Below are 26,545 nucleotides of genomic sequence, written 5' to 3' on the forward strand. Positions count from 1 at the left end.
ACCTATGGGTTTTCCACAACGGTGTAACGCTGCCCTCTGACCAGGCCTTCCACCATGAAGCCGCGCCGTATGTTTTGAATGCCCGGCGGAGCGTAACCCAAATGCAGGTGGGGGCCCTGCGTTTCGGTATACGGCCCATGCCTGATGATCTGGTAACGGAAAGCGTTGCCGGTATCGCTGCCAAAGACCTCGCGACGTTTGCTTCGCAGCAGTTGAAAAGCCTGCTCATCGGCGAGGCCATCTACATGGAAATCGATCGCTTCATTCGACCTGTGCAGGCTATTGAGTGCACCGCCTCGGGGAACAAAGTCGCGATCGCCGCTGGTGATTCGAACCGTTCGACTCAGCGCATCCGCCATGCATTCCAGAACATCTCGCAAGCGCGGATCGGAGACGCGGAATCTGCCATACAGCACGATGGACATGCGCACGCTCCCTGTGCGTTATCACGGCGATAAAAAAGCTTGCTGGGGGAGGCATTACAACCAATGCCGCCTCCCCGCCGCCATCTTCCATTACCACCCCGGCATGTAGGAATCTGCCGCTATCGATTCACTTCCAGCCGGAATCGGACATCAGGGTGCATCGTCCTTGTGCATCGTCGCTGACGATGTGTCGCCATAATCCGGCTCCGGCCCACCTTCCTTGATAAACCGATCGATGCGCTGTTCCAGCACCGGCAGCGGCACCGAGCCGGTGGCCAGGATGGTGTCGTGGAAAGCGCGGATATCGAACTTCGGCCCCAGTGCCTTTTCCGCTTTGGCGCGCAGCTCCAGGATCTTCAGATAACCCAGCTCATAGGACAGCGCCTGCCCCGGCCAGCTGATGTAGCGATCCACTTCGTTGGCGATTTCGCGCTCGGACAACGCGGTGTTCTGCGTCATGAAATCGATCGCCTGCTGGCGCGTCCAGCCCAGGTGATGGATGCCGGTGTCGACCACCAGCCGGCAGGCGCGCCACATCTGGTAGGTGAGATAGCCGAAATGCTGATAGGGCGTCTTGTAGATGCCCATCTCATTGCCGAGGAATTCCGAATACAGGCCCCAGCCTTCGCCGTAGGCGGAGATGTAGCCATTGCGCCGGAACGCCGGCTGGTCGTGCTCTTCCTCGGCCAGCTCCAATTGCAGCGCGTGGCCGGGATAACTTTCGTGCAAGGTCAGCGCCGGCATGTTGTACAGCGGACGCGAGGGCAGGTCGTAGGTATTGACCAGATAGACGTCCGGGCCGCCGCGGCCGGAGGTGTAGTACGGCGCGATATCGGCCGGTACCGGCACGATGGTGAAGCGCTCGCGCGGCAGGTGGCCGAAGAACTTGCCGACCTGGCCGTCCACTTCCTTGGCCACCCAGGCCGTCTTGTCGAGCAGCTCTTGCGGTGTCTTGGCGTAGAACTGCGGATCGGTGCGCAAGAAATGCAGGAAGTCGGCGAAGCTACCCTTGAAGCCGGTCTGCTGCATGGTCTGCAACATTTCGGCATGGATCTTCGCCACCTGCTGCACGCCGATCTGGTGGATGGTGTCCGGATCGAGATCGAGCGTGGTGTATTCGCGGATCTGCTGGCGGTAATAGTTCTTGCCGTCGGGCAAGGCCTCGGCGGCCAGCGTCGCGCGCGCCTGCGGCACGTATTCGCTGCGGAAGAATGTCAGCAGCCTGGCGTAGGCGGGGATCACGTCCTTGCCGATGCGGGTGCGGGCATCGTCCTGGATCGCGGCGGCGATCGATGCCGGAATGGTGGCCGGCATATGCTGCAGCGGTGCGTAGAACGAGGTCTGGGTGGGATCCTTGGCCTCGGCGACGGAGGAAATCGAACTGTCGCGCCCATTCAGTACCGCACGCGGCACGCTGAAGCCGCGCTTCAAGCCGGCGCGCATATTGTCGATCTGCTGGTCGAAATACGCCGGCACCTGGCCCAGGCGATCCACGTAGCGGCGGTAATCGGTTTCGGTGCGCAGGCCATCGCCGCCGAGATCGTCGTCGAGTTCGCTCCAGAAGGCCGAGTCGCTGTTGAACGGCATCTGCCACTGCTTGAATTGCTGGTCGGCGATGAAGTTGCGGATCTGCTCGCGATACACCGCGTAGTTCACCTGCTCGGCCGGCGAGAGCTGCTTGAGGTCGAGCGCATCTAGCTGGCTCATCACCTTCTGCCAATAGACCAGGCGCTCTTGCTGGCTGTTGGCGTCGACTTGGTCCAGGCGGCCGTTATTCGGTTGCGGTTCGCCCGAGGTGCTGATGCCGGACTGTCCGTTGCGCCAGGCCCATTCCTGCCGGTAGATCTGCTTGAAGCGCGCATCGGCATCCTGCTGCGCGATCGCCGGCAACGCCAGCGCCAAGCCCAGGGCCAGATAGCCCAGACGCATTGCATGGTTCACTACGCTTGTTTCCCTGTGGTCGAAGGAGCGGCGGTCAAGGCCGACACGGCATCTTCCACGCTCCAGTTGTTGAGTGCCTGTGGCGAAAGCTGGGGCAGGTCGGCGCGCAGCAACAACGCACGGATATCGTCTTTCAGGCGCGCCACGTGCAGGCCGATGCCGAGTGACTGCAGCCAGCTGGAAAAATCGCCCAGGGCTTCCAGCGCAGTGCTGTCCAGATCCGGCGATTCTTCCAGGCTCAGCACTACCTGCCGCAGATCCTTGCGCTGCGTCACCTGCTTGCGCGCCAGGCTCAACACCGATTCGGCATTGGCGAAGAACAGCGGCTCTTCCGGACGCAGGATCAACATGCCCGGCGGCTGGATGGCATCCGGATGCTGGGCGATGTCCACAAAATCATGGCCGTTGGCCAGCCGCCCCAGCACACTCAGCCGCGCCGCCGCGAGCTGGCGCAGCAGCAGCACCAGGCTGAAGGCGATCGCCAGCAGCAAGCCGTTGAGAATGCCCAGCGACAACACCGCTACCACCGCGGCGAGTGCCAGCAGGCGATCGCGCTTCCACTGCAAATACGGCCGGAACACCGACAAGCGCCAGGATTTGCTCACCGCATGAATCACGATCGCCGCCAGCACGGCGAGCGGAATGCGCTCGATCCATGGCAGCAACAGCAGCACCATCAGCAATACGGTGGCGCCCGCCACCAGGCCGGCCCAGCGCGATTGCGCACCGGCCGCTTCGTTGGCCGAGGTGCCCGAATAGCCGGCGCCCACCGGCATGCCTTGCAGCAGGCCGCACAGTACATTGGCTGCGCCCAGCACCAGCAGATCGCGATTGGGTTCCACCGGATCGTTGTGCTTGAGCGCAAAACCACGGATGGAGCTGTACGACTCTGCATACAGGATCAGCAGCAAAGCCATCGCCAGTTCCACGCTCGCCAGCCACTGATCGCCGGACGGCCAGCGCGGCAGCGAAAAATCCATCTGCAGCTTGATCGCCCCGGTAAGTGGCACGCCATGCGCGGACAACCAGCCGGAAGCGAGCACGCCCAGCGCAATCACCAGCAGGCTGCCGGGCAGGCGCCGCACGCGCTCGCACACAAACAGCAGCGCCAGCGCCAGCAGGCCGGTGCCCAGGGTTGCCGCGTGCACCTGGTTGGAGGTCTGCACCAGATCCTTGATCAGCAGCGGCACGAAGTCGCCGTGCAGATCCGGCCAGCCGCCCAGATGCGGCAACTGCTTCAGTGCGATCACGATCGCCAGGCCGAAGGTGTAGCCGCGCAGCACCGGGCGCGCGATCAGATGCGATAGACCGCCCAGCCGCGCAAAGCCCGCGACCAGAAAGCAGATACCGCCGAACAGCACCAGGGTGGCGGCCATTGCCACGCGGGCAACGACCAGATTGCCGGCCAGCGCCAGCGTGCCGGCCGCCAGCACCGCCGCCGAAGAAGACGTGGACGACACGATGGCGTAGCGGCTGGTACCGAGCAGGCCGTAGCAGACCAGGCCGATCAGCAGGGCAATGACGCCAGCCTGCGGCGGCATGCCGGCAATGCCCGAGTACGCCACCGCTTCGGGCAACAGCAGGCCCGCAATCGCCAGGCCTGCCAGCAGGTCCACCAGGTTGATCGCAGTGCGTGCCGGCGCCGCGCTCATTGCACGATCACACCGCTCCAGCCGGGCAGGTAGGCCGTGTCATGCGCGTGCGCATAGAGCATGGCGTCCTTCAGCGCCTTGGGCGTAATGCGCCCGTCCTTGAGTTTCATGTTGCGCCGGTAGAAATCGGCCCACAGGAATTCCGAATAGGGGGTGGCGTCCTTGGAATAACCACCGGCATTGCGCACGCGCGCAGCCAGGGTGCGGAATGGATCGTCGCGCATCTCCGAAAGCCGGGTGGGGATTGCATCGTATTGCTCGCGCAGGCCCTGCTCGTTGTACGGATGCGCCCAGCGATTGAATTCCATGGTGTGCCAGAACACTGCCGGCTCCAGCCAGGAGAAATCGCGCTGGATCATCACCGGCACTTCCTTCACCTTCTCTTCCAGCAAGGCCAGGCCCAGGTGATGGTGGTCGACGATATAGACCTGGTTCTTCGGCCCCAGCACACCGGGAAACCAGTGTTCGGCCAGCATCTGCTTGCGCTTTTTCTTGCCGAGCCGTTCCCATTCCGTACGCTTTTCCGCCACCTCGGCCCGGCCCACGGTCATCTGGGTCGGGCGCAGCTTGGCCGGCGCAATGGACAGCAGAGGGTGACGCACGCCTGAGGACATGAGCGGACTCCTACGGTAACCCTGGTTGGCGCAGGGTAGCCCAAGGGCGTGGCAAGTGCGTAGGTTGGGTTGGCGCAGCGTAACCCAACGAATCCAGGCGACAGCGGTGGGAATAACCGCGTTTGGGCTTATTCCAGGCCGGAGTAATAGCCGCGCATGGCTTGCAGATAAGAACCCAGGTCCCGCTCCGGCCCGCTCTGGAATACCTCGCCGGTTGCATCCATCTGCGCAATGCGATCGGGCCGGAAATTGCGGAAATCGCGCCGCAGGCGGCACCAGGTGCCGAGCGTCCACTTGCCGCCCCAGAAGGCCAGGCACAGCGGCTCCACTTCGCGCTCGCTTTCGCGTCCCTGCTCGTCGCTATAGCGCAGGCGCAGGACCTGCTGGGTTTCGATCGCGGCGTGCAGCTGATCGATGCGCGCGGCGAAGGCGATCGATTCCTCGTCGCGCCAGATCGGTGCATAGATGCGCGTGCGCGAGGAACGCTCGCGCAATTCCGGCGGCAGCACCGCCTCGATCTTCACCAGCGCGGCCTGCGCACCGGCCGCCAGTCTCTCGCCGGCAAACGCGCGTACGAAGCGCGTGCCGACCACCAGCGATTCGAGCTCGTCGGCGGTAAACATCAGCGGCGGGATATCCGAGCCCTTGCGCAGCACATAGCCAACGCCGGCCTCGCCTTCGATCGGTACGCCCGAGAGCTGCAAGTCGGCCACGTCGCGATAGACGGTACGCAGCGACACGCCCAGCGTTTCGGCAAGCTGGCGCGCCTGCAGCGCGGTGCGGCGACCGCGCAGGGCGTTGATGATGAGGAAGAGGCGATCGGCGCGGCGCATCGGCACATGATCGCCCAGTCGCGGCGCGCGGACCAGCGTCCGAAGTCATGCGTATCCATCGCAAGGGGTGAGATGGCGGCATGCATGACCGGGATTCGGGCGCGGGACAACAACATGGCGATTCGGCGGTCTACAGGTGCCGTACTTCGGCCGGCATCTGCTGCCAGTTGTTATTGCGGCCATCCGCATAGCGCATCGGCGCTGCGATCAGTTCGGCCGGTTCCGCATCGTCCAGGCAAGCCATGTTGACGGTGTAGAAGTCGCCGCCCAGCACCTCCAGGTGACCCTTGCCGAACGGGCGCACACCACAATGCCGGCAGAACAGGTGATGCATGCTGTTCGAGGCGAACTGATAGTCGGACAGATCGTGTTCGCCTTTCAGCAAGCGAAACGCCTCCGGCCGGACGATCACGCTCCAGGCACGCGTCTTGGTGCAGATCGAGCAATTGCAGCGACCGGCGCCTTCGTCCAGATCGATATCCGCTGCGAGCTGCACTGCGCCGCAATGGCAACTGCCGTGAAAGGTCTTTTGCATGGTGTATTCCTCAACGTTTGCCAGTGTGGGTTGGCGACGATGCGCCGCTTGCGTGGTTGGTTTCGTCCGTAGCCGGCAACGCGGCCTGTGAGCAAAAGCCCACCGCTGCCGCCGTCGCCGTCGCCACCAATACGCGGCGGCGTCCAGGCTCGAACGCAGGCCGCAGCTCAATCAGGCGTTTGCCCGAATGCGGCGGCTTGCTCGGCGCCGTGGGCAGCTTGTACTGCCCATCCATCAACAGGCCGCGCAGATACAGCGGCCGATAAGCCATCAACACTTTGTCGATCCAGTCAGCCATGTCATCACCTCATGCGGCCCGTGCCACGTCGACGGTTTCGCTGGCCAGCCACGGCGGCGGCACGGCGTGCTTGAACAGCCGATACCAGTGCTCGCGGTCGCTGCGCGTATACAGATCCAGCGTGTGGATGATTTCCCGCGCGAACTCGATGCCGCCCAGATGGCTGGCGGTGATCACGCCGCCATCGCTGACCGCCAGCACATTGGCGTCGTATTGATCCTGGCCGGCGTAGTCGGGCGCTGCGCGCTCGATCTGGCCGGGCCAGCTGCCGGTATGGCGGCAGGCATCGATCAAGCCCGCCCGCGCCAGCGCAAACACGCCATCGCCAATCGCGGCCACCGGTGCGCCGCCCTCGTGCACATCGCGTGCAAGCCTGGTCATCCGCTCGCGCTGCGAGGGCAGCCAGATCTGGCCGCCGGGCAGGATCAGCAATGCCGCGACCGCCGGATCGAGCTCGTCCACGCTGCCATTGGGCAGCACCTGCAGACCGCTCATCGAGGTCACCGGCGTGCGGCTGAAACCGATACTGCGTACTTCCCATTCCCCGGGGCGGCGGATCTCGCTCAGCGCAAGCCCCACCTGCCAATCGGCAAACCCCTCGAAAACCAGCACATACACTACGTCGCGCATGATCGTTCCTCCTTTCCGATGCTGGGAGTGTGCGGACCCGCTGCTGCCAGCGTGTTGTCAGCAGGAGGCTGGCGGGCGGTTCAGGCGTTCGGCTGGCGCCGGCCGGGCAGAGCCGGGAAAATGGCGGTTCCTTTTCCTGCGGGTACGCCATGAAGCCCATTTCGCTGATCCAGTTCCTGATCGAGGAACGCCGCGCCGGCCGCGTCAACGCCGAACTGTCGCTGCTGATCGAGGTGGTCGCGCGCGCCTGCAAGCGCATTGCGGTGGCCACCAACAAGGGCGCCATCGGCGGCGTGCTGGGCGAGGCCGGCACCGGCAATATCCAGGGCGAGGCACAGAAGAAGCTGGATGTGATTTCCAACGAGATCCTGCTGGAAGCCAATGCCTGGGGTGGCCAGCTGGCCGCCTGCGCATCGGAGGAAATGGAAGATCCGCAGCCGATCCCCGACATGTACCCGAAGGGCAATCACCTGCTGCTGTTCGATCCGCTGGACGGCAGCTCGAATATCGACGTGAACATTTCCGTCGGCACGATCTTCTCGGTGCTGCGCTGCCCCGACGGCATCAGCGAACCCAGGGCCGAGCATTTCCTGCAGCCGGGTACCACCCAGCTGGCCGCCGGCTATGTGGTGTACGGGCCGGCCACGGTGCTGGTGCTGACCTTCGGCCACGGCACGCACGAGTTCACGCTGGATCGCGAAGTGGGCAGCTTTACCCTCAGCCGCCGCGACATCCACATTCCGGAGGAAACCGGCGAATTCGCCATCAACATGTCCAACCAGCGCCACTGGGAACCGCCGATGCAGCGCTATATCGGCGAACTGCTGGCCGGCACGGACGGCCCGCGCGGCAGAGATTTCAATATGCGCTGGGTGGCCTCGATGGTGGCCGACGTGCACCGCATCATCACCCGCGGCGGCACCTTCTTCTATCCGCTCGATGCCAAGATCAAGACCAAGGGCGGTAAGCTGCGCCTGATGTACGAAGCCAATCCGATGGCCTTTATCGTCGAGCAGGCCGGCGGCGCCGCCACCACCGGCCGCGAACGCATCATGGAACTGCAGCCCACCGGCCTGCACCAGCGCGTGCCGGTGTTCCTGGGTTCGAAGAAAGAAGTTGAAGTGGCCACGCACTACCACCTGGTAGCGGACGGCGCACAAGCCTGACCGATGATAGGCGGGGCATGATCGAGCCGATCATGCCCCGTAGCGGTGACGGCTCAGCTGTTGGCGGGCAGCACTTCGCCATAGCGTCGCTGCCGCATCCACTTGGTAACGATCCATTTCTCGCCGCGCGTAACCGGCGAGCCGCCATGCAGGGTGAGGCGGTCGAGCTGGCCGCTACTGTTGGTGTATTCGAAATAGACGGCCGAACCTTTTTTCGGCACCACTTCCAGGCCCAGCTCCGGGAAGATGGTGGTGCCGCCTTCTTCCACGTCGTTCAAGTACATCACCATGGTGGACACGCGCTGGCCGCCGATGGTCATTTGCACGTGGCTGCCAGGCTCGTCCGGCGGAAAGAAGTCGAAGTGCGGCTTGTATTCGCCGCCGACGTTGTAGTGCAGCACCTGCAGGCCTTCGCCGTTTTCCACCGGCCAGTTCATCACTTCGGCGATGCGCCGGTCCAGGCGTGTGATGAACGGGTCGGCATTGATCGGGAAGAACGTGCCTTCGCTGCTGCGATCGGCGATCACCTCGTGCTTGCCGCTGATCGGGTCCACCGTGGTGGAGCGATGCATCTTGTTGGCGGACAGGCGGATCAGCTCGTCGCATTCTTCTTCGCTGAGCACGCCGTCGAGCACGGCGATCAGCGGACGCTGCACGCGCGTCACCACGCGTACATCGCGGTCGGAAGTGCGGATCAGGTTGCCGGCATGCAGGCGCGGCTGTTCGTAGACATAGCCTGCGGCCGCCGCCGGCTTGGCCTTTTCCACGAACGGTTCGCTGATCGGTCCGTTGTTGGTCATCACGCCGTTTACCGCCGCGCGCGCAAACACCGGATCGAAACGGTTGCGCACCATGTCGTCGATCAGCGACTGCGGCGCGCAGCCGCGCGACAGGTTTTCGCGGATCCAGTCGTGCCACTCAGGCGGCAGGTGCGTCATAGCGTTCATCGCAGGCTCCCCAGTCCACAATGCATTCGATACATCCGTATCGCGTTGGCGATATTGGCAGGGCGAATGAGAGGCGATTGTGAACCGGTTGACGGGTATGCGGGAGAGGGGCTGCCCCGATCAGGATCGCCACTCCCCGGCCCGACCCTCCCCTGCAGCTCGCCCTTGCGGGACAGGGGAGGGCGTATCGCCTAGGCGGCCAGGCCGTGGCTGCGCAGCAGGGCCTCCGGCTCGGGCTTGCGGCCGCGGAAGGCGACGAAGCTTTCGAACGCGGGACGGCTGGCGCCCACCGCCAGAATTTCGCGGCGGAAGCGATCGCCGGTGGCGGCGTCGATCACACTGCGGCCGTCGACCGCCTGTTCTTCGAACGCGCCGAAGGCATCCGCACTAAGCAGCTCAGCCCACAGGTAGCTGTAGTAGCCGGCCGCATAGCCGCCCGCAAAAATATGGCTGAAGGCGTGCGGGAAACGCTGCCAGGCGGGCGGATGCAGCACCGCCACTTCGTGCCGCGCCTGCTCCAGCACTTCCAGTGTGCGTGCGCCCTTGGCCGGGTCGTATTCCAGGTGCAGCAGGAAGTCGAACAGCGCAAATTCGAGCTGGCGCACCAGGAACAGGCCGGCGTGGAAATGCCGGGCAGCGAGCATGCGCTGGAATAGTTCTTCCGGCAGGCGTTCGCCGGTCTGCCAATGCCGCGCGAACAGATCCAGCGCCTCGCGGTTCCAGCCGAAGTTCTCCATGAACTGGCTGGGCAGTTCCACCGCATCCCACTCCACACCGTCGATGCCGCCGACCGAGGGCAGCGGCACTTCGGTCAGCAGGTGGTGGAAGCCATGGCCGAATTCATGGAACAGGGTGAGCACGTCATCGTGGGTGAGCAAGGCCGGCCGGCCTTCGGTCGGCGGCGCGAAATTGCAGGTGAGAAAGGCCACCGGCAGCTGCGCATGCGCACCGTCGTCGAAGCGCGCACGGCATACGTCCATCCACGCGCCACCGCGCTTGCCGCTGCGGGCATACAGGTCGATGTAGGCGCCGGCGAACACCCGCCCATCCCGGTCGGTGACGTCGTAGTAGCGCACGTCCGGATGCCACACATCCACGCCATCGCGCGGCGCCAGCGTGATGCCGTACAGGCGCTGCACCAGGCCGAACAGGCCGTCGATCACGGCCGGCAGCGGGAAGTAGGGCTTGAGTTGTTCTTCGTCCAGCGCGTACTGCTGCTGGCGCAGTTTTTCCGCCGAATAGGCCACGTCCCAGGCTTCGAGGTTGTCGATCTTCAGCTCGCTGGCAGCGAAATCGCGCAGGGTGGCGAGTTCCTGTTGCGCAACCGGCCTGGCGCGCGCGCCGAGGTCACGCAGAAATTCCAGCACTTCCGCCGGCGTGCCAGCCATCTTGGTGGCCAGCGATTCTTCGGCCGCATTGGCGAAGCCCAGCAGCTTGGCCGCTTCGTGGCGCAGCGCCATGATGCGTTCGATGCGCTCGCTGTTGTCGTACTTGCCGGCGTGCGGGCCCTGGTCCGACGCACGCGTCTGGTAGGCCCAGTACACGCGCTCGCGCAGGCCGCGATGGTCGGCGTAGGTCATCACCGCCTGCACGCTGGGCTGCTTGAGCGTGACCAGGTAACCCTCGAAGCCCTGCTCTTTCGCATACTGGCGCAGCACGGCGCGGCCGGATTCGGGAATGCCGGCCAGATCGCGCTCGTCGGTGATGCGTTCGTGCCAGGCATCGGTGGCATCGAGCACGGCGTTGGAGAATTCGGTCGACAGCTTGCTCAGCTCCACGCCGATTTCACGGAAGCGCGAACGCGCCGGTTCTTCCAGCGCCACGCCGGAGAGTTTGAAATCGCGCAGCGCATGCTCGACCAGCGCCCGTTGCGCACGCGACAGATGAGCGAATTCCGGCGCATCGGCCACCGCCTGCACGGCGGCGTACAGATCGCGGTTCTGGCCCACTTCCAGCGCGTGGTCGGTGAGCTTTTCTTCGGCCGGGCCATAGACCTTGCGCAAGGCCTCGCTGTCGGCCACCGAGTGCAGGTGCGAGACCGGCGACCAAGCCTGAGCGATGCGCTGCTCCAGGCGCTCTTGCGGCAGCATCACCGAACGGAAGTCGCGCGGGGCGCCGGCGGCGGTCAAGGCGGCGACGCCGGCGCGGCTGTCGGCCAGCAGGGCATCAATGGCCGGCGTGACGTCGTCGGGCGTGATCTGCGAGAAGGCCGGCAGTTCGCCATCGACCAGCAGGGGATTGTTTGCATTCATGGGCAGCTCCTTCAGGCCTGACAGCGTGCTGGCGGCGGGAGGCGAAATCAAGGCGGATCGCACCCATGCCGAACCGGTCTCAACGGCAAGGGGACGGTGTCATCGCCCGCGTCGTACCATCGCGCGCATGTTGCCCGCCGACATCCCCGCCCTGATCGGTCGTATTCCGCTGTTTGCGCACATGAACGAAGCGCAACGCGCGGCGCTGGCCGGCCATCTGCGCTGGATCTGCCTGCCCGGCGGCCAGTACCTGTTCAAAGCCGGCGAAGTGGCCGATGCGCTGTATGTACTGCGCAGTGGCAGCCTGGGGGTGTTCGACGGCGCCACCGACCTGATTCGCCAAGTGTCGGCCGATGACAGCGTCGGCGAGGTCAGCCTGCTCAGCGGCGTGCCGCTGCGCTACAACGTGCGCGCGCTACGCGATTCGGAATTGCTGCGGCTGGATCGCGAGCTGTTCGAGCACCTGATCGAACGCCATCCGCGCGCCATGCTCGATGTATCGCGCCAGGCCATCGATCGCCTGCTGCGGCGCGAGCGACATGTGGAAGCGCCGGATAAACCGCGCACCTTCGCGATCCTGCCGGTGGACAACGAGGTGCCGGTACGCGGCCTGGCGATCCAGCTCGCGCAGGCGCTGGAAGCCTATGGCAGCTGCCTGGTGGTGGATGCCGAGCACGGTGCCAACCGCGGCAGCGACTGGTTCGCCGAGCGTGAAGCCCAGGTGCGCTTCGTGATCTACCTGGACAGCACCGGCGATCTGTCCTGGCGCCTGCGCTGCCTGCGCCAGGCCGACGTACTGCTGCTGCCCGCACTGGCCGCGCAACCCGCGCGGGCATGGCCGGAATCGGCGCCGGGACATCCGGCGCGGGTGCGCCATCGGCCGCGGCATCTGCTGCTGATGCATCCGAGCCGCCGTGTACTGCCCGGTGCCGCACGGCGCTGGCGCGCGGAATTCAGCGGCGAATTGCAGCACCACCATATTTGCGGCGAGGCGGATATTGCGCGCATTGCCCGCCTGATCAGCGGCCATGCGCGCGGCCTGGTGCTGGCCGGCGGCGGCGCCCGCGGGTTGGCGCACCTGGGCGCACTGCGCGCGCTGCGCGAGGCCGGCCATGATTTCGATGCGGTCGGCGGCACCAGCATTGGCGCGATCATCGGCGCGGGCGTGGCCAATATGTGGAGCATCGATGACATGATGCGCACCTATTACGAGGCCTTCGTGCGCGGCAAGCCGCTGTCCGACTGGACGCTGCCGTTCGTGGCCCTCACGCGCGGACGGCGCGCGGCGCTGATGTTGCGGCGCGCCTTTGGCGCGATCGATATCGAGGATCTGGAGCGGCCGTTCTTCTGCGTGTCCACCAATCTTTCCGGCGCCGGCCGCACCGTGCACCGGCACGGTCCGCTATGGCTGTGGCTGCGCGCCACCAGTTCCATTCCCGGCATCCTGCCGCCGGTGCTGCATCACGGGCAGGTGTATGTCGACGGCGCGCTGGTCGACAACCTGCCCACCGACGTGATGGCCGAGGACGGCATCGCGCATATCACCGCTGTGGCCATCCGCGCGGATATCGCGCTGCAAGCCAAGACCGAGGAATTCGCCACGCCGCCCTGGTGGCGGTTGTGGATGCGTCAGCGCCGCGGCGTCGGCTGGCCGGGGATCGTGTCGACGCTGACGCGGGCGGCGATGGTCAACAGCGAGGAAACCAGCCTGCATTGCATCGAGCGCGCGGACCTGCTGATCACGCCGCCGCTGGAACACGTGAGCATGCTGGACTGGAAGGATTGGCAGCTGGCGGTGGACTCGGGCTATCGCGAAACCTTGCGCGTGCTCGAAGCGCGCGAGCAGGGTCAGTTGCCGGACGACAACGAGAACCTTACGGTCAGCGGCTAAAATGCCGCACATGAATCATCTACGCAGCTTCAAGGGCATCACGCCCACCCTGGGTGCCCGCACGTATGTCGATCCCGCCGCCACGGTGATCGGCGACGTGGTGCTGGGCGACGACGTTTCGATCTGGCCGGGCGCGGTATTGCGCGGCGACGTGCACCATATCCGCATCGGCGCACGCAGCAATGTGCAGGACGGCGCGGTGGTGCACGTTACCCACGACGGTCCGTATTCGCCGGGCGGCTTTCCCGCCATCGTCGGCGAAGGCGTCACCATCGGCCATGCCGCGGTGATCCACGCCTGCACCATCGAGGATTACTGCCTGATCGGCATGCACGCCACCGTGCTCGATGGCGCAGTGGTGAAGAAATACGGCTTTGTCGGCGCCGGCAGCGTGGTGCCGCCGGGCAAGGTGGTAGGCGAACGCGAGCTGTGGCTGGGCAATCCGGCCCAGCGCGTGCGGCTGCTTAGCGACAAGCAGATCGAGCAGCTGCATTACTCCGCCGATCACTATGTGCGGCTGAAAGACGTCTACCTGACCGGCTAAGTATGCCGGCGGCGCTTAGCCGCCGGACGCCTGCTGCGCCTGGATGCGCGCCGCTTCGGCTTCATGCTGGCGGCGCTCGATCACACGCTGCGCATCCAGCACGCCGCCGAGCAGGGCCAGCTTGTAATTGTGCGGGTCGTACATGCGCAGCAGCGACAGCTCGCGCTGCGCTTCGTCCAGATCGCCGGCATTGATGGTGTTCTCCACCACGTCGCACGCCGGCTTGAACATCTCGTGCATGCGCTGCTGCGCGACCGCGTTGTTCGGATCGAGCTGCAGCACGCTGAAATAGAACTCGTATACGTTGCTGCCGACCGGCGCCAGCAGATGTTTCTGCTGATAGGCCGTATCGGCCAAGCCCATCATGATGCCGACATCGCTGCCGTCATTGGCGGTATGCCCGGCAGGTTGGGCATTGGCCGAGGCGTGCGCATACCAGAGACCGCCACCCGCAATTGCCACTACTGCAGCCAATCCGGCCAGCAACAAGCCACGCCGGTTGGGCGCGGTTGGATTCGAAGAAGACATGACACCTGGCGCTTGCGATGGCTTGGAGATGCAGCCGCTCCGGATATCCTGAGCGGCCCCCGCTGTCGCACCAGACTAGCGCGGCTAGATGTCAGCCAAATGACTCAAGCTTTCGTATATGACAGCGCTGCCATCGGCCGAAAGCTGCACGAGCTCAGTGGAAGTCGCCGCCGATGATGCGGCCGTCCTTGTCCACCTGCGGGAAGAAGCGCGTGTTGTCGTAGCGGATTTCCATGGTGCTGATCATGCCCGGCAGCATCAGCTGCACGCCCGGATACATCTTCTTGAACTCATCCGTCGTCGGGTGCGTGGCGACGAAGGATTCAAACGAATCCATGTTGACCACGCCGCCCTTCTCCACCCGCGAACCGTCCGGACGCGTGCCGTGATGGCAGCCGGCAAGAGCGATGGTCATCCCGAGCAGGGAAAGGGCAAGCAGGCGAGTGCGCATCAGTAAGAACTCCGGGGAAACTTGGATATCAGGTGGAATGCCGGCAAAACTAGCATGCCGGCCCCCTCTCGGACCATCCGAGGGGGTGGCAGTTCCGCTTTCTGCACGAGTATGGAAGGGCGAAGCGTTGCCGCCGACGCATGGTCGGACGCAAAAGTTTGCGCGGCCGCTGCGCTCAGGCGCCGTGTACGCGCAGCGACTGATACACCGGTTCGGTATCCGGCCGCTTGCCGTGCCACACCTCAAAAGCATCCGCGGCCTGCTCCACCAGCATGCCCAGGCCGTCATAGGCGTGCAGCGCCTGGGCCGCGCGGGCCCAGGCCAGGAAACCGAAGGCGGCTTTGCCGTAGCCCAGGTCGTAGCAGACCGCGCGTGAACCGACCAGCGAGAACGGCAGCGTGAGCGCCTGGCCGAGGGTGCCGGCGGATGTGGCGTTGACGATCAGATCGAAACTGCCGATGCCGGCCAGGTCTTCCCAGTAACGAGTATGCACGCGCGCCGGCTCGCCGATCGCATCGGCCAATGCATCGGCCGCCTCCGGCGAGCGATTGACGATGGTGAGCGTCTGCACGCCTGCTTCGAACAGCGACCAGGCCACGGCCCGCGCCGCGCCGCCTGCGCCGAGCAGCAACGTATCGTGGCCGCGCAGATCCAGGCCGTGGCGATCGGTGAGATCGCGCACCAGCGCATCGCCGTCGGTGTTGTGTGCGGTCAGCCGGCCATCGGCCAGGCGGGTCAGCACGTTGGCGGTGCCCGCACGCGTGGCGGCGCGGCTATGCTCCTGCGCCAGCGCGAACGCCGCGGATTTATGCGGCAGGGTGACATTGGCGCCACGCGCCGCGGCATCGGCGAAGAAATGCTGCACGTCACCGGCGAAGGCTTCGGGCGCCGCATCGATGGTGCGGTAATCAAGCGCAATACCGAATTGCTGGGCGAAGGCTTGGTGGATCTGCGGCGACAGGCTGTGGGCGATGGGATGGCCGAAGACGGCGAACTGCAGCGAACGGGACATGCGTGGGGCTCCTTGCTCAAGCCGGCGATTTTACGGTGTCTGTGCCGCTCGCATGACATGCATGTAAGCAGGCGAAGGCCGAAGCCTGGCGCCTTGGGCCAGGAAAGCCGCTGGGTGCCGGCCTTGGCCGGGACGACGGCTTGTGAGGGTTGCGCGCCGGCATGGCGGGCAGGTTCTCAATGAGCCCGCCGATGCAATCGCAGGTTATGAGATGAGCCGGCGGCAAGCTGCATCCATCGTCCGTTCCGGAGTGTCCCATGCGCCCGCAGCCTGCAGATTCCCGCCGCCATTCCCGCCTGCTCGGCGCGTCTTTGCTGTGGCTGTTCGGCGGCAGCGCGCTGCTTGCCAGCACCCTGGTCCCGGCGCATACCGACTTCCTCGGCTGGACGCCGATGTTCTGGCTGCTGTGCGCACCGCTGGCGGTGGCGCTCACGCTCGAACCCGGCCTGCCGCGCCAGTTGCTGGCCGCGTGCCGTCCGCGCCGCCGCCAGCCAGCGCGTCTGGCCTGGCACTGAATTCCGCTTGGCAGTGGAGCCGGGTGCGGCCGGAGCGCCGCGCCCTGGGACGTCCGCCGGTCTGATAAGGAATGTGGTCGCTGCCCGGCGGCAGCGCGAAGGATTGCGCATCGCTCCGTGCCCGCCCAGGGAAGGGCGGGCCGGAACAACCCATCAGGCGTTGATGCCCAGCCGCTTGCGTTCCATCCGCCGCAGGAACTCCTGCATGATGCGGCGATAGAGATCTTCGCGCAGGTATCTGTCTTCCACCCCGGCGTCGATCGACGGGTTGTCGTTCACTTCGATCACCACCGCCTTGTCGCCGACCTGCTTGAGGTCCACGCCGTACAGGCCGTCGCCCACCGCATTGGTGGCCTTCAGCGCCAGCTTCACCACTTCGGCCGGCGCATCGCGGGTGGGAATGGTCTCGAAGCCGCCGGATTTGTCGGTGCCCTTGCTGGCGCCGTGGTTGTAGATCTGCCAGTGGCCGCGCGACATGTAGTACTTGCAGGCGAACAGCGGCTCGCGGTTGAGCACGCCGATGCGCCAGTCGAATTCGGTGTAGACGTATTCCTGCGCCAGCAGCAGCGCACTGTGCTGGAACAGCTCGCTGGTGGCTTTTTCCAGCTGCTGCTCGCTTTCCACTTTCACCACGCCGCGCGAGAACGAGCCGTCGGGAATCTTCAGCACCAGCGGATAGCCCAGCTTGGCGGCGACGTCCTTCAGGCCTTTGATGTCGTCGCGATAGAGAATTTCCGTACGCGGCACGGCGAGCTTGCGCGACACCATCAGGTCGTTGAGGAAAATCTTGTTCGTGCAGCGCAGGATCGAGCTGGGGTCGTCCATCACCACCATGCCTTCGCGCTCGGCGCGGTGCGCAAAGCTGTAGGTGTGGTTGTCGCTGGCAGTGGTTTCGCGGATGAACAGGCCGTCGTATTCGGCCAGGCGCTGGTAGTCGTTCTTGCCGATCGGATCGACTTCGATGCCCAGTTCCTTGCCGGCGCTGATAAACGATTTGAGCGCCTTCTTGTTCGACGGCGGCATCGCCTCGTTGGCATCGACCAGCATGGCCAGGTCGTAGCGGTACAAGCGTCTTGCGCGAGGCTTACGCCACAGCTTCTTGGAGAAGCGGTCCAGCTCGTCGGCGAAGGCGTCTTCCTGCGCATCGTCCAGCGTATGCAGGCCGACCGGCTTCACCGAGGCGATCTGCCAGACGCGCTCGCGTTCGAATTCGATGCGCAGCAACGGGCAGGGAAACATTTCGAACACTTGCCGCGCCAGATCCTGCAGCCCCGGCAGCGCCGTTTCGCCGAAATACACCAGGATGCCGAAGTCGGTGGTATCGCGGCCGCTCGCCGGCAGGAAGTGCGTGAGCTTGGCGTTGAGGTCATCGATGGCGATGCCGTAGAGCGAGCGCCGGCGCAGATCGTTCACCGTGCGCACCGAGGGCATCACGCGATGGCCGCGCGCCTCCGCCAGCAGCGATACGTAATAGCCCGTGCCCAGGTATTTGTAGCTGCGGCACAGGTTGATCACGTGCGTGCGCTCGTCGTCGCCGCCGACCGGTTCGCGCAGGTAGTCCATCGCGCTGACCACGTCGACGGATGGATAGTAAGAGCCCCAATCGGAAGCTTTCTCGACGACGATGACGAGTCGGGTCATGACACCTCGGGAGACCAGCAGGGGAGACGTCGTCGCGTGAAGAACGAGGCGGCGCAGCGCAAGGCGGCAGTGTCATGCACGAGCGCGGGGCGCACAAGAGTGACTAATGAAGCAGGAATAAACAGCGGCCTGCGCCGCCGCATGCAGCGGCCTATGGAAAATTGCCCGGCGCGCCCCTAAAGTGCCGCGCTTACTCCCACCCACCGTGATCTGCGCCGGCCCGAATATCGGCGCACCGACGAGAACCCCTGATGACGCCATCGCCAGCAACCGCCGCCGTGCGGGTGCGCCGAGCTGAACTTTCCGATCTCGATGACCTGGTCGCGCTGGAGCAGGCCACCTTCGACAGCGACCGGGTGAGTCGCGCGCAATTTCGCCGTCATCTGGACAGCGATTCGGCCCTTGTGCTGGTGGCCAGCGCCAACCATCGCCGCTTCCTCGGCACCGCGCTGGTGTTTTTTCGCAAGGGCAGCCGCGTGGCGCGGCTGTATTCGATCGCCAGCCTGCCCGAAGCGCGCGGCAAGGGCGTGGGCACTGCACTGATCGAGGCGGCGGAAGCGGCGGCACGCCAGCGCCGCTGCCACGCCCTGCGCCTGGAAGTGCGCTCCGACAACGACACCGCCGTGCGCCTGTACGAGCGGCTGGGCTATCACCGCTTCGGGCCGCTGGTGAAGGGTTTCTACGAAGACGGCTCGGATGCCTACCGCTACGAGAAGATCCTGGCGTAATTCAGGCAAAGGGCCTCCTGCGAGGCCCTCCGCCATGTGCCGGCTCAGTGATTGGCGTTGGAAACCTCGGCCGCCTGCTTGAGCTCCTGATTGGCCTGGTCCAGCAGTTCCTTGGCCTTGGCGGCGTGGCCGCCCAGATCGAATTCATTGGCCTGCTGCGCGGCGATGACGCTCTTGTATGCAGCATCGACCTGATGCTGTGCGCGCGCCAGGTTCGGATGGCGCTTGCCGCTGACATCGTGAACCGGCTGCTGCGCGATCGCCGCGCCAGCCATCAGGACAACACCGGCGATCATTGCCACAGATGCGAAACGTTTCATTGCGGATCTCCCCTCGAGGTCTGCCAGGCAGGTGGATGGTGCCGGCAATCTAGCACCGCTGCAGCGGGAAAAAACGCGGGATTTCTTGCGATTCAGCCGCCCAGCGGCTGGCCGATGCGCTGCTGCGTGGCCTCATCGGGCCGCGCCACCAGCGCGCCGCTGCGCATCAGGCTCACGCTGTAGTGACCACCGTCAACCAGCGGCAGGAATACGCCGCTGCCGAACAAGGTGTCGACTTCGGGCAGCCAGCTCGGCAATTGCTTCCTGAGGTTGAGCAGGTCGCCCTGCCCGGCCTGGCTGAAATCGACCACGGTGCGCTGAGCGGTCATTTCCTGCTGCGCGTTGTCATAGCGGCCGGAAATGCGGTCCAGGCGGTACAGCGGCGGGAAGCCGGCGAGCACCGCCGGCAGTTTCCACTTCAGCACGATCGCGTCGACCTGGAAGTCGTCGCCGGCCAGCGTCACCTGGCGCGTGGCGCCATCCGGCCAGCTCAGGATCAGAGCCCAGCGCTGCGGCGTGAGGATGCGCGCATCGATCTGCACCACCGGCATTTCCTCGCTCAGGAAACGATAGCCGCGCAGCGACGCGGCCAGGCCGCCGGCCAGCAGGCCCAGCGCCAGCAATACCAGCATCAGCAGTACGTGGCCGCTGGCCGCAAGATGGCGGCGCCGATGCACGTGCTGGCGCGCAGCCAGCAGCTGCACCAGAGCCAGCAGCAGTACGACCGCGGCCAGAATCGTCAGCATGGTGGCGGGCAAGCGCAGCAATTCGTTCCAGTTCATCGGTTACTCCAGCCAGCCGCATGTCGTGCGTAGTCAGGCGTGCATGATAAAGCGCCTACGGTGCCATCCGGGCGGCTTGGCTATACTGCGCTCGTTTCCCCAGGACAAACGCACCATGCGCCGAACGATCCTGCTGCTGCCTGCCTGCCTCGCCTTTGCCGCGATGTCCGGCTGCGGCAACAAAGGCCCGCTTTACTATCCGCCGCCCACGCCGGCCGCGGCGCCAGCGCCCAAGCCGGCACCGCTACCGGCACACGCGAGCACTGCGGCGCAGCCGGCCAGTTCGAGCAGCGTGGTGACCAAGCCGCTGGGCGATAGCTGAGTCCGCCTCGCCGATGGCACTGCGCTTTACCAAGATGCATGGCAGCGGCAATGATTTTGCCGTGATCGACAGCCGCGACGCTGCGCTCGACCTGAGTGCCGCCACGATCCGCGCGATGGCCGATCGGCATACCGGCATCGGCTTCGACCAGCTGCTCAGCGTGGAACCGGCGCGCGACGGCGCCAGTGCGTTCTATTACGGCATCTGGAATGCCGACGGTTCGCCGTCGGGGCAGTGCGGCAACGGCGTGCGCTGCGTGGCGGCGTGGTTGCATCGCGCCGGCGCGCTGGCGCTGGGCCAGACCGTGCAGATCCAGAGTCCCTCCGGCCCGGTGGCGGTGCGCGTGCTCGATGCGCAGCGCGTCACCGTCGACATGGGCGAGCCGGTGTTCGAGCCGGCACGGATTCCGTTCGACGCCGGGCAGTTCGCCAGCCGCTATGCGCTGGACGTGGCCGGGCAGCAGTTGGAGATCGGCGCCGTATCGATGGGCAATCCGCATGCGGTGGTGGTGGTCGACGATCTTGCCGCCGCCGCGCTGGAACAGCTCGGCCCGGCGATCACCGCACACCCGCGCTTTGCCGCAGGCGTCAATACCGGCTTCGTGCGCAAACTGGGTCAGGGCCATGTGCAGCTGCAGGTGCACGAACGCGGCTCGGGCTGGACCCTGGCCTGCGGCACCGGGGCCTGCGCGGCCATGGCCGTGCTACGCCAGCGTAGCGAGGTGGCGGCGCAGGTGCAGGTGGATCTGCCCGGCGGCAGCCTGCAGATCGATTGGAACGGCCCCGGCGAACGGCTGTGGATGACCGGACCGGCCGCGTTCGTCTTCGCAGGCGAATGGCTGGATTCGTAGCGTGGTGATTGATGTACCGGCGTGTCCATCGCAAACTCGGCCCAGCCCCAGCGCTTCACATATCCCGGCTCGAGGTTTCGCGCATGACCAACGCCCTGCTCGATGAAACGATCAAAGCCAGCGACGTGGCCGCCTACCTGCGGCAGCATCCCGGCTTTCTCGGCGACTATCCGGAACTTGCCTCGCTGCTGACGCTGCCGCGCGAGCAGGGTGCAGTGGCGTCGCTGGCGGCCTACCAGCTGCAATCGCTGCGCGAGAAAAACGCCGAGCTGGAACGCAAGTTCAACGAACTCACCGCCATCGCGGCCGACAACGAACGGCTGATGCAGCGCGTGCACGAGCTCAATGTCGCCGTGTTGCGCGCCAATACGCCGTCAGTGGCCGCACGCAGCGTGGTGACCCGCCTGCTGGAAGATTTCGATACCGATCAGGTGCGCCTGGTACTGTTCGGCGATCTCAACCTGCCGCCCGCGGACTGGCTGCTGCATGAGCCGGCCGGACGCGCCGGGATGCCTGAGTTCGCCGATTTCCTGGCCCATCACGAACCGATTTCCGGCCGCCTCTCGGCCGAACGCCTGTACCGGCTGTTCGGCCAGCAGGCGCCGCTGATCCGCTCCGCCGCGGTGATGCCGCTGGGCGAGCTGGGCATGCTGGCGATCGGCAGCCATGACCAGGATCATTTCCAGCCCGGCATGGGCACCACGTTCCTCAAGATGATCGCCGCCACCGTCACCGCCGCCCTGGCGCGCCTGATGGACGGTGCCTGAGCGCAGCCGTGGATATCCAGGGCCAGATCGATGCGTGGCTGACGCGCCTGGCCAGCGAACGCAAGGCGTCGCCGCATACCCTCGACGGTTACCGCCGCGACCTGGGCAAGCTGGTGCGCTACATGCAGACGCAGCAGCTCAGTTCGTTCGACGCGCTGGTGCCCAATCGCATGCGCGGCTTCGTCGCGGCCGAACACCGCGCCGGCTTGTCGCCGAAAAGCCTGCAGCGGCTGCTTTCTTCCTGCCGCAGCCTGTTCCGCCAGCTGACCCGCGAAGGCCTGCTCGTACACGATCCGCTGGCCGGCGTGCGCGGCCCCAAGGTGCATCGCAAACTGCCCGAAGTGCTGGATGTGGATGAAGCCACGGTACTGGTGGAAGGCGAGGGTGGCGACGCACTCCATGTACGCGATCGCGCCATGCTGGAACTGTTCTATTCCTCCGGCCTGCGCCTGTCCGAATTGACCGGCCTGTGCTGGCTGGATCTGGACCTGGAGGCGGGCGAAGTACGCGTGCTCGGCAAGGGACGCAAGACACGCATCGTGCCGGTCGGCCGTCAGGCGGTGAGCGCACTGCGCGCGCTGGGCGAGGCGGAAGGACGCGAGCCCGATAGCCCGGTATTTCGCGGGCGCAACGGTGCGCCGATCAGTCCGCGCACGGTGCAGGCACGCATGAAGACGCTGGCACTGCGGCAGGGTTTCGCCAAGCGCGTGCATCCGCATTTGCTGCGGCATACCTTCGCCAGCCACATGCTGGAGTCTTCCGGCGATCTGCGCGCGGTGCAGGAACTGCTCGGCCACGCCGATATCGCCACCACGCAGATCTATACGCATCTGGATTTCCAGCACCTGGCCAAGGTCTACGACGCCGCGCACCCGCGCGCGCGGCGCAAAGGTTCCTGATGCTTTCCAGCGCCACGTTCAACCTGCTGATCAAGGCCCTGATTGGCGCGTTGATGGTGTTGTTGATCGGCGTGCTTGCCCGCACGCGCAACTATTACATCGCCGGGCTGTTGCCCTTGTTTCCGACTTTTGCGCTGATGGCGCACTACATCGTCGGCAGCGAGCGCGGCGTGGCCGATCTCAAGGCAACCCTGCTATTCGGCATGTGGGCCGTGGTGCCGTACTTGGCCTACCTGATCAGTCTGTATTGTCTGATAGACCGCTTGCGCCTGCTGCCGGCACTCTTGGCCGCCTTGCTGGTGTGGTGCCTGGCGGCGGCCGCTGCCGTGCTGTGGTGGCAGCGGCGCTGAGGCCGCTCGCCCGGGCCGCGGCGCCCGGTTCCGCGCATCCCCCCACGGCTTGGAAACGCCCCCGCCGGCCCCACGTTTGCGGGCTAAGCCTTTTTTCGGAGATCTGCATGGAATCGTTCCACGCCACCACCATCATCTCGGTCCGCCGCCATGGGCGCGTCGTGATCGGCGGCGACGGGCAGGTCACGCTGGGCAATACGGTGATGAAAGCCAACGCCCGCAAGATCCGCCGCCTCGGCAAGAACGACGTACTCGCCGGCTTTGCCGGTGCCACCGCGGACGCCTTCACGCTGTTCGAGCTGTTCGAGCAGAAACTGGACAAGCACAGCGCCAACCTCACCCGCGCCGCGGTGGAAATGGCCAAGGAATGGCGCACCGACCGCCGGCTGGGTCGCCTGGAAGCAATGCTGGCGGTGGCCGACAAGGAAGCCTCGCTGCTGATCTCCGGCAACGGCGACGTGCTCGAGCCCGAGCACGGCTTGATCGCGATCGGCTCCGGTGGTCCGTATGCACAGTCCGCCGCGCTGGCGCTGATGGAAAACACCGAGCTGGATGCGCGTGCGATCGTCGAGCGCTCACTGAAGATCGCCGGCGACATCTGCATCTATACCAATCACAACACCACGATCGAAGAGCTCTGAGCAAAAGCCGGCAACGAGCCCCATGCCCGCGGCCGCATCCTCAGGTTCCCTGTTCCCCGCTCCCTGGGTTTAAACATCATGTCCGAACTCACTCCCCGCGAAATCGTCAACGAACTCGACCGCTACATCATCGGCCAGCATGACGCCAAGCGCGCCGTAGCCATTGCGCTGCGCAACCGCTGGCGGCGCATGCAGCTCGATCCGACGCTGCGCGAAGAAGTGACGCCGAAGAACATCCTGATGATCGGTCCCACCGGCGTGGGCAAGACCGAAATCGCGCGCCGCCTGGCCACGCTGGCCAATGCGCCGTTCGTCAAGGTGGAAGCCACCAAGTTCACCGAGGTGGGCTACGTCGGCAAAGATGTGGAATCGATCGTGCGCGACCTGGCCGATGTCGCCTACAAGCTCACCCGCGAGCAGGCGATGAAGCGCGTACGCACTCAGGCCGAGGACCGCGCCGAAGACCGCATGCTCGATGCGCTGCTGCCGCGCCGCCAGGCGCCGAGCGATTGGAGCCACGATGTGGCGCCGGCCTCGGCGATCGAAACCGAAACGCGCCAGAAGCTGCGCAAGCAGCTGCGCGAAGGTGCGCTGGAAGATCGCGAGATCGAGCTGGAAGTGAGCATGAATGTCGGCGTGGAAATCATGTCGCCGCCCGGCATGGAGGAAATGGGCCAGCAGCTGCGCCAGATGTTCCAGAACCTCGGCGGCGGCAAGACGCAGAAGCGCAAGCTGGCGATCAAGGCCGCGCGGCCGCTGCTGATCGAGGAAGAGGCGGCGCGCCTGCTCAACGACGAGGAAATCCGCGCGCAGGCGATGGAAGCGGCCGAGCAGAACGGCATCGTGTTCATCGACGAGATCGACAAGGTCGCGCAGCGTTCCGAATGGGGCGGTGCCGGCGTCAGCCGCGAAGGCGTGCAGCGCGACCTGCTGCCGCTGGTGGAAGGCTCCACCGTGTCCACCAAGTACGGTCCGATCAAGACCGACCACATGCTGTTCATCGCCTCCGGCGCGTTCTCGCTGGCGCGCCCGTCGGACCTGATTCCTGAATTGCAGGGCCGCCTGCCGATCCGCGTGGAGTTGTCCGCGCTGTCGGTGGAGGACTTCAAGCGCATCCTGCGCGAGCCGCACAACGCGCTGACCAAGCAATACGAGGCGCTGCTGGGCACCGAGGGCGTGCGCCTGACCTTCGAAGACTCCGGCATCGACCGGCTGGCCGAGGTGGCCTTCCAGGTCAACGAGCGCACCGAGAACATCGGCGCCCGCCGCCTGCACACCGTGATGGAGCGCCTGCTGGAGAAGATCTCCTACGAAGCTGCGGACAAATCCGGCGAAAACTACCAGATCAGTGCCGAATATGTGGACAAAAACCTGGGCAGCCTGATCAAGGACGAGGATCTCAGCCGCTACATCCTGTAGCGCTGGGGGCGTCCTCTCAAATCCTTGTTATAAAAGGGAAAAAATTCGAAACGCGGGTACTTAGCGGGCTGTAAACAAGCGGTCCGACCCCCTCTGATAAAATGGCGCTCATGGGCACGATTATTGAACTCAAGACCACCGGCCAGCGTGCGCAGCTCCGCGAAGCGCAACAGAAGCAGCAGCTGGTACGTCTATGGCGCGGCGACCTCGAACACGGCAGCTTCTGCGGTTATGTAGGCAGTGTGGGCCGGGAATTTTTCCTGCTGTGGGTGGTAGGTGACGGCGTCACCTACGACGGCATGTATGTGATGCGCCATCGCGACATCACCGAGCTGGAAACACCCGACAAGCACAGTAACTTCATGGAGAAGGCGCTGGTGCTGAAGAACCTGGTGCCGCGCCTGCCGCGCAGCTTCCCGCTGGACACCATTCGCGACGTGGTGCAGGCCGCCAGCGCCATGGCGTCGGTGATCGGCGTACACGTGGACAGCGAGGACGAATCCGAAGTCTGCTACATCGGCCAGTTGGTCAGCGTGGAGGAAGACGGCTTCAACCTGCAGGAAATCACACCGGATGCGGAATGGCTGAGCGAGCCTTCGTTCTTCTCCTGGGACGAAGTGTCGACGGTGACGATGGAAGACGGCTACGCGCAATCCCTGCTCGCCGTGGCCGGCGCACCGCCGCCGCTGGTGCAGGGCGATTCCGGCGTTGGCCGGGCACATTGATGCATCAGCTGAAGAAACCCGCCACCGGCGGGTTTCTTTTTGCGACTTGGCCTCGCGCAATCACTCAACCCACTGCACCGTCTTTCCGGTCTATGAAATAGCGGTGGGGAACGGACGATGCATCACCGTCCAAACAAATGGTGCCGCGCTTCGTCGTCTTTGCTGATATCCACCCGACCTTCGACGGTGTCCGCAATCGCATAGGCACGCTGGGTGGCCGCGCGCTCGCGGATCTGCGCAAACCAGCGCTGCACCTGCGGATAATCGGCCAGATCGATGCCCTGGTTTTCGTGCGACACCGTCCACGGATAAGCCGCCATGTCGGCGATGCTGTACTCCGTGCCGGCGATGAAATCGCGTCCCTGCAGACGTTGATCGAGCACACCGTAGAGGCGCTTCGTTTCGCGCAGGTAGCGGTCGATCGCGTAGGGAATTTTCTCCGGCGCGTAGCGGTTGAAATGATGGTTCTGGCCCAGCATCGGACCCAGCCCGCCCACCTGCCAGAACAGCCATTCCATCACCGTGGTACGCCCGCGCACATCGGCCGGCAGAAAGCGACCGGTCTTTTCGGCCAGATACTGCAGGATGGCGCCTGATTCGAACACGCTGATCGATGCACCGCCATCCGTCGGTGCCGTATCCACGATGGCCGGCATGCGGTTATTGGGTGAGATCTTCAAATAGGCAGGCTCGAATTGCTCGCCCTTGCCGATGTTCACCGGCTTGATGACGTAGGGCAGGCCGGTCTCCTCCAGGAACAAGGTGATCTTGTGGCCATTCGGCGTTGGCCAGTAGTGCAGCTCGATCATGATGCGGCTCCGAGGGCGGAAACCCAGACCGTCGGGGCCGGCGCGGCAGCTTTCAAGC

Annotated in this window: 30 protein-coding genes; 13 read left to right on the forward strand and 17 right to left on the reverse strand. The window is 65.1% G+C overall.

Annotated elements, in window-relative coordinates:
* Positions 1 to 2 precede the first annotated feature (2 nt).
* From IGX34_RS16950 to IGX34_RS16985, 8 genes are all read right to left on the reverse strand, one after another.
* Entirely contained in the window at positions 3 to 425 is a 423-nt protein-coding gene (locus tag IGX34_RS16950; protein ID WP_192556923.1) for a D-Ala-D-Ala carboxypeptidase family metallohydrolase, read from the reverse strand.
* Positions 426 to 575: 150 nt separating this feature from the next.
* Entirely contained in the window at positions 576 to 2,354 is a 1,779-nt protein-coding gene (locus tag IGX34_RS16955; RefSeq protein WP_192557169.1) for a DUF885 domain-containing protein, read from the reverse strand.
* Between the two features lie 11 nt (positions 2,355 to 2,365).
* Entirely contained in the window at positions 2,366 to 4,018 is a 1,653-nt protein-coding gene (locus IGX34_RS16960; RefSeq protein WP_192556924.1) for a SulP family inorganic anion transporter, read from the reverse strand.
* Positions 4,015 to 4,632, reverse strand: coding sequence for a ParB-like protein (locus tag IGX34_RS16965; protein WP_192556925.1), 618 nt, complete (start codon positions 4,630 to 4,632; stop codon positions 4,015 to 4,017). The genes IGX34_RS16960 and IGX34_RS16965 overlap by 4 nt, the downstream gene beginning before the upstream one ends.
* A gap of 128 nt (positions 4,633 to 4,760) precedes the next feature.
* Positions 4,761 to 5,465, reverse strand: a complete 705-nt coding sequence (locus tag IGX34_RS16970; RefSeq protein WP_192556926.1) for a helix-turn-helix transcriptional regulator — start codon at positions 5,463 to 5,465, stop codon at positions 4,761 to 4,763.
* Positions 5,466 to 5,595: 130 nt separating this feature from the next.
* Entirely contained in the window at positions 5,596 to 6,000 is a 405-nt protein-coding gene (locus IGX34_RS16975; protein ID WP_192556927.1) for a GFA family protein, read from the reverse strand.
* Positions 6,001 to 6,010: 10 nt separating this feature from the next.
* The gene (locus IGX34_RS16980) at positions 6,011 to 6,298 is read right to left on the reverse strand and encodes a hypothetical protein (protein ID WP_192557188.1); all 288 of its coding nucleotides are present in this window, start codon (positions 6,296 to 6,298) and stop codon (positions 6,011 to 6,013) included.
* A 9-nt stretch (positions 6,299 to 6,307) separates the two neighbouring features.
* Positions 6,308 to 6,928, reverse strand: a complete 621-nt coding sequence (locus tag IGX34_RS16985) for a DJ-1/PfpI family protein (RefSeq protein WP_192556928.1) — start codon at positions 6,926 to 6,928, stop codon at positions 6,308 to 6,310.
* Positions 6,929 to 7,077: 149 nt separating this feature from the next.
* Here IGX34_RS16985 and IGX34_RS16990 point away from each other — a divergent pair, with 149 nt between their 5' ends.
* A complete protein-coding gene (locus IGX34_RS16990) occupies positions 7,078 to 8,094 on the forward strand; it encodes a class 1 fructose-bisphosphatase (RefSeq protein ID WP_192556929.1) in 1,017 nt (338 codons plus the stop codon).
* A 53-nt stretch (positions 8,095 to 8,147) separates the two neighbouring features.
* Here the strand turns inward: IGX34_RS16990 and IGX34_RS16995 are convergent, their stop codons facing one another.
* On the reverse strand, positions 8,148 to 9,041 hold the full coding sequence (locus IGX34_RS16995) for a 2OG-Fe(II) oxygenase (protein ID WP_192556930.1): 894 nt from the start codon (positions 9,039 to 9,041) through the stop codon (positions 8,148 to 8,150).
* Between the two features lie 191 nt (positions 9,042 to 9,232).
* The gene (locus IGX34_RS17000; RefSeq protein WP_192556931.1) at positions 9,233 to 11,293 is read right to left on the reverse strand and encodes a M3 family metallopeptidase; all 2,061 of its coding nucleotides are present in this window, start codon (positions 11,291 to 11,293) and stop codon (positions 9,233 to 9,235) included.
* A 127-nt stretch (positions 11,294 to 11,420) separates the two neighbouring features.
* On the opposite strand from IGX34_RS17000, the gene IGX34_RS17005 reads away from it, so the two are divergent.
* Entirely contained in the window at positions 11,421 to 13,184 is a 1,764-nt protein-coding gene (locus IGX34_RS17005) for a patatin-like phospholipase family protein (RefSeq protein ID WP_192556932.1), read from the forward strand.
* Between the two features lie 10 nt (positions 13,185 to 13,194).
* Entirely contained in the window at positions 13,195 to 13,728 is a 534-nt protein-coding gene (locus tag IGX34_RS17010) for a gamma carbonic anhydrase family protein (RefSeq protein ID WP_192556933.1), read from the forward strand.
* 15 nt (positions 13,729 to 13,743) lie between these two features.
* On the opposite strand, the gene IGX34_RS17015 is transcribed toward IGX34_RS17010, so the two are convergent.
* The 3 genes from IGX34_RS17015 to aroE form a co-directional block, all read right to left on the reverse strand.
* On the reverse strand, positions 13,744 to 14,256 hold the full coding sequence (locus IGX34_RS17015; protein ID WP_192556934.1) for a hypothetical protein: 513 nt from the start codon (positions 14,254 to 14,256) through the stop codon (positions 13,744 to 13,746).
* A gap of 154 nt (positions 14,257 to 14,410) precedes the next feature.
* Complete coding sequence (locus tag IGX34_RS17020) at positions 14,411 to 14,707, reverse strand: hypothetical protein (protein ID WP_192556935.1); 297 nt, start codon at positions 14,705 to 14,707, stop codon at positions 14,411 to 14,413.
* A 175-nt stretch (positions 14,708 to 14,882) separates the two neighbouring features.
* On the reverse strand, positions 14,883 to 15,719 hold the full coding sequence (gene aroE, locus IGX34_RS17025) for a shikimate dehydrogenase (protein WP_192556936.1): 837 nt from the start codon (positions 15,717 to 15,719) through the stop codon (positions 14,883 to 14,885).
* A gap of 257 nt (positions 15,720 to 15,976) precedes the next feature.
* On the opposite strand from aroE, the gene IGX34_RS17030 reads away from it, so the two are divergent.
* Entirely contained in the window at positions 15,977 to 16,234 is a 258-nt protein-coding gene (locus IGX34_RS17030) for a hypothetical protein (RefSeq protein ID WP_192556937.1), read from the forward strand.
* A gap of 153 nt (positions 16,235 to 16,387) precedes the next feature.
* On the opposite strand, the gene IGX34_RS17035 is transcribed toward IGX34_RS17030, so the two are convergent.
* Positions 16,388 to 17,875, reverse strand: a complete 1,488-nt coding sequence (locus tag IGX34_RS17035; RefSeq protein WP_192556938.1) for a RimK family protein — start codon at positions 17,873 to 17,875, stop codon at positions 16,388 to 16,390.
* A 251-nt stretch (positions 17,876 to 18,126) separates the two neighbouring features.
* Here IGX34_RS17035 and IGX34_RS17040 point away from each other — a divergent pair, with 251 nt between their 5' ends.
* A complete protein-coding gene (locus tag IGX34_RS17040; protein WP_192556939.1) occupies positions 18,127 to 18,603 on the forward strand; it encodes a GNAT family N-acetyltransferase in 477 nt (158 codons plus the stop codon).
* Between the two features lie 44 nt (positions 18,604 to 18,647).
* Here the strand turns inward: IGX34_RS17040 and IGX34_RS17045 are convergent, their stop codons facing one another.
* Both IGX34_RS17045 and IGX34_RS17050 read right to left on the reverse strand, forming a co-directional pair.
* A complete protein-coding gene (locus tag IGX34_RS17045; protein ID WP_192556940.1) occupies positions 18,648 to 18,923 on the reverse strand; it encodes a hypothetical protein in 276 nt (91 codons plus the stop codon).
* Positions 18,924 to 19,015: 92 nt separating this feature from the next.
* Positions 19,016 to 19,705, reverse strand: coding sequence for a hypothetical protein (locus tag IGX34_RS17050; RefSeq protein WP_192556941.1), 690 nt, complete (start codon positions 19,703 to 19,705; stop codon positions 19,016 to 19,018).
* A 115-nt stretch (positions 19,706 to 19,820) separates the two neighbouring features.
* Between IGX34_RS17050 and lptM the strand changes: the two genes are divergently transcribed.
* The 8 genes from lptM (at position 19,821) to IGX34_RS17090 (ending at position 25,678) form a co-directional block, all read left to right on the forward strand.
* Complete coding sequence (gene lptM / locus IGX34_RS17055) at positions 19,821 to 20,027, forward strand: LPS translocon maturation chaperone LptM (protein WP_192556942.1); 207 nt, start codon at positions 19,821 to 19,823, stop codon at positions 20,025 to 20,027.
* Between the two features lie 13 nt (positions 20,028 to 20,040).
* On the forward strand, positions 20,041 to 20,877 hold the full coding sequence (gene dapF / locus IGX34_RS17060; protein WP_192556943.1) for a diaminopimelate epimerase: 837 nt from the start codon (positions 20,041 to 20,043) through the stop codon (positions 20,875 to 20,877).
* 83 nt (positions 20,878 to 20,960) lie between these two features.
* Positions 20,961 to 21,644, forward strand: coding sequence for a DUF484 family protein (locus IGX34_RS17065; RefSeq protein ID WP_192556944.1), 684 nt, complete (start codon positions 20,961 to 20,963; stop codon positions 21,642 to 21,644).
* Between the two features lie 8 nt (positions 21,645 to 21,652).
* Positions 21,653 to 22,543, forward strand: coding sequence for a tyrosine recombinase XerC (locus IGX34_RS17070; protein ID WP_338015499.1), 891 nt, complete (start codon positions 21,653 to 21,655; stop codon positions 22,541 to 22,543).
* Positions 22,543 to 22,893, forward strand: coding sequence for a GlpM family protein (locus IGX34_RS17075; RefSeq protein WP_192556945.1), 351 nt, complete (start codon positions 22,543 to 22,545; stop codon positions 22,891 to 22,893). The genes IGX34_RS17070 and IGX34_RS17075 overlap by 1 nt, the downstream gene beginning before the upstream one ends.
* A gap of 107 nt (positions 22,894 to 23,000) precedes the next feature.
* Positions 23,001 to 23,534 (forward strand): ATP-dependent protease subunit HslV, encoded by a 534-nt coding sequence (gene hslV, locus IGX34_RS17080; protein ID WP_192556946.1) that lies wholly within the window; start codon positions 23,001 to 23,003, stop codon positions 23,532 to 23,534.
* Positions 23,535 to 23,612: 78 nt separating this feature from the next.
* Complete coding sequence (hslU, locus tag IGX34_RS17085) at positions 23,613 to 24,953, forward strand: ATP-dependent protease ATPase subunit HslU (RefSeq protein WP_192556947.1); 1,341 nt, start codon at positions 23,613 to 23,615, stop codon at positions 24,951 to 24,953.
* 110 nt (positions 24,954 to 25,063) lie between these two features.
* Positions 25,064 to 25,678, forward strand: coding sequence for a hypothetical protein (locus IGX34_RS17090; RefSeq protein WP_192556948.1), 615 nt, complete (start codon positions 25,064 to 25,066; stop codon positions 25,676 to 25,678).
* 122 nt (positions 25,679 to 25,800) lie between these two features.
* Here IGX34_RS17090 and IGX34_RS17095 read toward each other — a convergent pair whose 3' ends face one another.
* Entirely contained in the window at positions 25,801 to 26,487 is a 687-nt protein-coding gene (locus IGX34_RS17095; RefSeq protein ID WP_192556949.1) for a glutathione binding-like protein, read from the reverse strand.
* Positions 26,488 to 26,545: the final 58 nt, after the last annotated feature.

The sequence above is a fragment of the Dyella acidiphila genome, from assembly GCF_014863405.1.
Taxonomy (GTDB): Bacteria; Pseudomonadota; Gammaproteobacteria; order Xanthomonadales; family Rhodanobacteraceae; genus Dyella_B; species Dyella_B acidiphila.

Bases quoted from the DNA above. Each gene is read 5' to 3' on its own strand.
- IGX34_RS17065 (WP_192556944.1), top strand. From the start codon at position 20,961: ATGACCAACGCCCTGCTCGATGAAACGATCAAAGCCAGCGACGTGGCC.
- IGX34_RS16960 (WP_192556924.1), bottom strand. From the start codon at position 4,018: ATGAGCGCGGCGCCGGCACGCACTGCGATCAACCTGGTGGACCTGCTG.
- IGX34_RS17045 (WP_192556940.1), bottom strand. From the start codon at position 18,923: ATGAAACGTTTCGCATCTGTGGCAATGATCGCCGGTGTTGTCCTGATG.
- IGX34_RS17015 (WP_192556934.1), bottom strand. From the start codon at position 14,256: ATGTCTTCTTCGAATCCAACCGCGCCCAACCGGCGTGGCTTGTTGCTG.
- IGX34_RS16965 (WP_192556925.1), bottom strand. From the start codon at position 4,632: ATGTCCTCAGGCGTGCGTCACCCTCTGCTGTCCATTGCGCCGGCCAAG.
- IGX34_RS16980 (WP_192557188.1), bottom strand. From the start codon at position 6,298: ATGGCTGACTGGATCGACAAAGTGTTGATGGCTTATCGGCCGCTGTAT.
- IGX34_RS17030 (WP_192556937.1), top strand. From the start codon at position 15,977: ATGCGCCCGCAGCCTGCAGATTCCCGCCGCCATTCCCGCCTGCTCGGC.
- IGX34_RS17090 (WP_192556948.1), top strand. From the start codon at position 25,064: ATGGGCACGATTATTGAACTCAAGACCACCGGCCAGCGTGCGCAGCTC.
- hslV (WP_192556946.1), top strand. From the start codon at position 23,001: ATGGAATCGTTCCACGCCACCACCATCATCTCGGTCCGCCGCCATGGG.
- IGX34_RS17035 (WP_192556938.1), bottom strand. From the start codon at position 17,875: ATGACCCGACTCGTCATCGTCGTCGAGAAAGCTTCCGATTGGGGCTCT.
- IGX34_RS17040 (WP_192556939.1), top strand. From the start codon at position 18,127: ATGACGCCATCGCCAGCAACCGCCGCCGTGCGGGTGCGCCGAGCTGAA.
- IGX34_RS17075 (WP_192556945.1), top strand. From the start codon at position 22,543: ATGCTTTCCAGCGCCACGTTCAACCTGCTGATCAAGGCCCTGATTGGC.
- IGX34_RS17050 (WP_192556941.1), bottom strand. From the start codon at position 19,705: ATGAACTGGAACGAATTGCTGCGCTTGCCCGCCACCATGCTGACGATT.
- dapF (WP_192556943.1), top strand. From the start codon at position 20,041: ATGGCACTGCGCTTTACCAAGATGCATGGCAGCGGCAATGATTTTGCC.
- IGX34_RS17000 (WP_192556931.1), bottom strand. From the start codon at position 11,293: ATGAATGCAAACAATCCCCTGCTGGTCGATGGCGAACTGCCGGCCTTC.
- IGX34_RS16985 (WP_192556928.1), bottom strand. From the start codon at position 6,928: ATGCGCGACGTAGTGTATGTGCTGGTTTTCGAGGGGTTTGCCGATTGG.
- IGX34_RS16955 (WP_192557169.1), bottom strand. From the start codon at position 2,354: ATGCGTCTGGGCTATCTGGCCCTGGGCTTGGCGCTGGCGTTGCCGGCG.
- IGX34_RS16970 (WP_192556926.1), bottom strand. From the start codon at position 5,465: ATGCGCCGCGCCGATCGCCTCTTCCTCATCATCAACGCCCTGCGCGGT.
- IGX34_RS16995 (WP_192556930.1), bottom strand. From the start codon at position 9,041: ATGAACGCTATGACGCACCTGCCGCCTGAGTGGCACGACTGGATCCGC.
- aroE (WP_192556936.1), bottom strand. From the start codon at position 15,719: ATGTCCCGTTCGCTGCAGTTCGCCGTCTTCGGCCATCCCATCGCCCAC.
- IGX34_RS17005 (WP_192556932.1), top strand. From the start codon at position 11,421: ATGTTGCCCGCCGACATCCCCGCCCTGATCGGTCGTATTCCGCTGTTT.
- hslU (WP_192556947.1), top strand. From the start codon at position 23,613: ATGTCCGAACTCACTCCCCGCGAAATCGTCAACGAACTCGACCGCTAC.
- IGX34_RS16950 (WP_192556923.1), bottom strand. From the start codon at position 425: ATGTCCATCGTGCTGTATGGCAGATTCCGCGTCTCCGATCCGCGCTTG.
- IGX34_RS17010 (WP_192556933.1), top strand. From the start codon at position 13,195: ATGAATCATCTACGCAGCTTCAAGGGCATCACGCCCACCCTGGGTGCC.
- IGX34_RS16975 (WP_192556927.1), bottom strand. From the start codon at position 6,000: ATGCAAAAGACCTTTCACGGCAGTTGCCATTGCGGCGCAGTGCAGCTC.
- lptM (WP_192556942.1), top strand. From the start codon at position 19,821: ATGCGCCGAACGATCCTGCTGCTGCCTGCCTGCCTCGCCTTTGCCGCG.
- IGX34_RS17020 (WP_192556935.1), bottom strand. From the start codon at position 14,707: ATGCGCACTCGCCTGCTTGCCCTTTCCCTGCTCGGGATGACCATCGCT.
- IGX34_RS16990 (WP_192556929.1), top strand. From the start codon at position 7,078: ATGAAGCCCATTTCGCTGATCCAGTTCCTGATCGAGGAACGCCGCGCC.
- IGX34_RS17095 (WP_192556949.1), bottom strand. From the start codon at position 26,487: ATGATCGAGCTGCACTACTGGCCAACGCCGAATGGCCACAAGATCACC.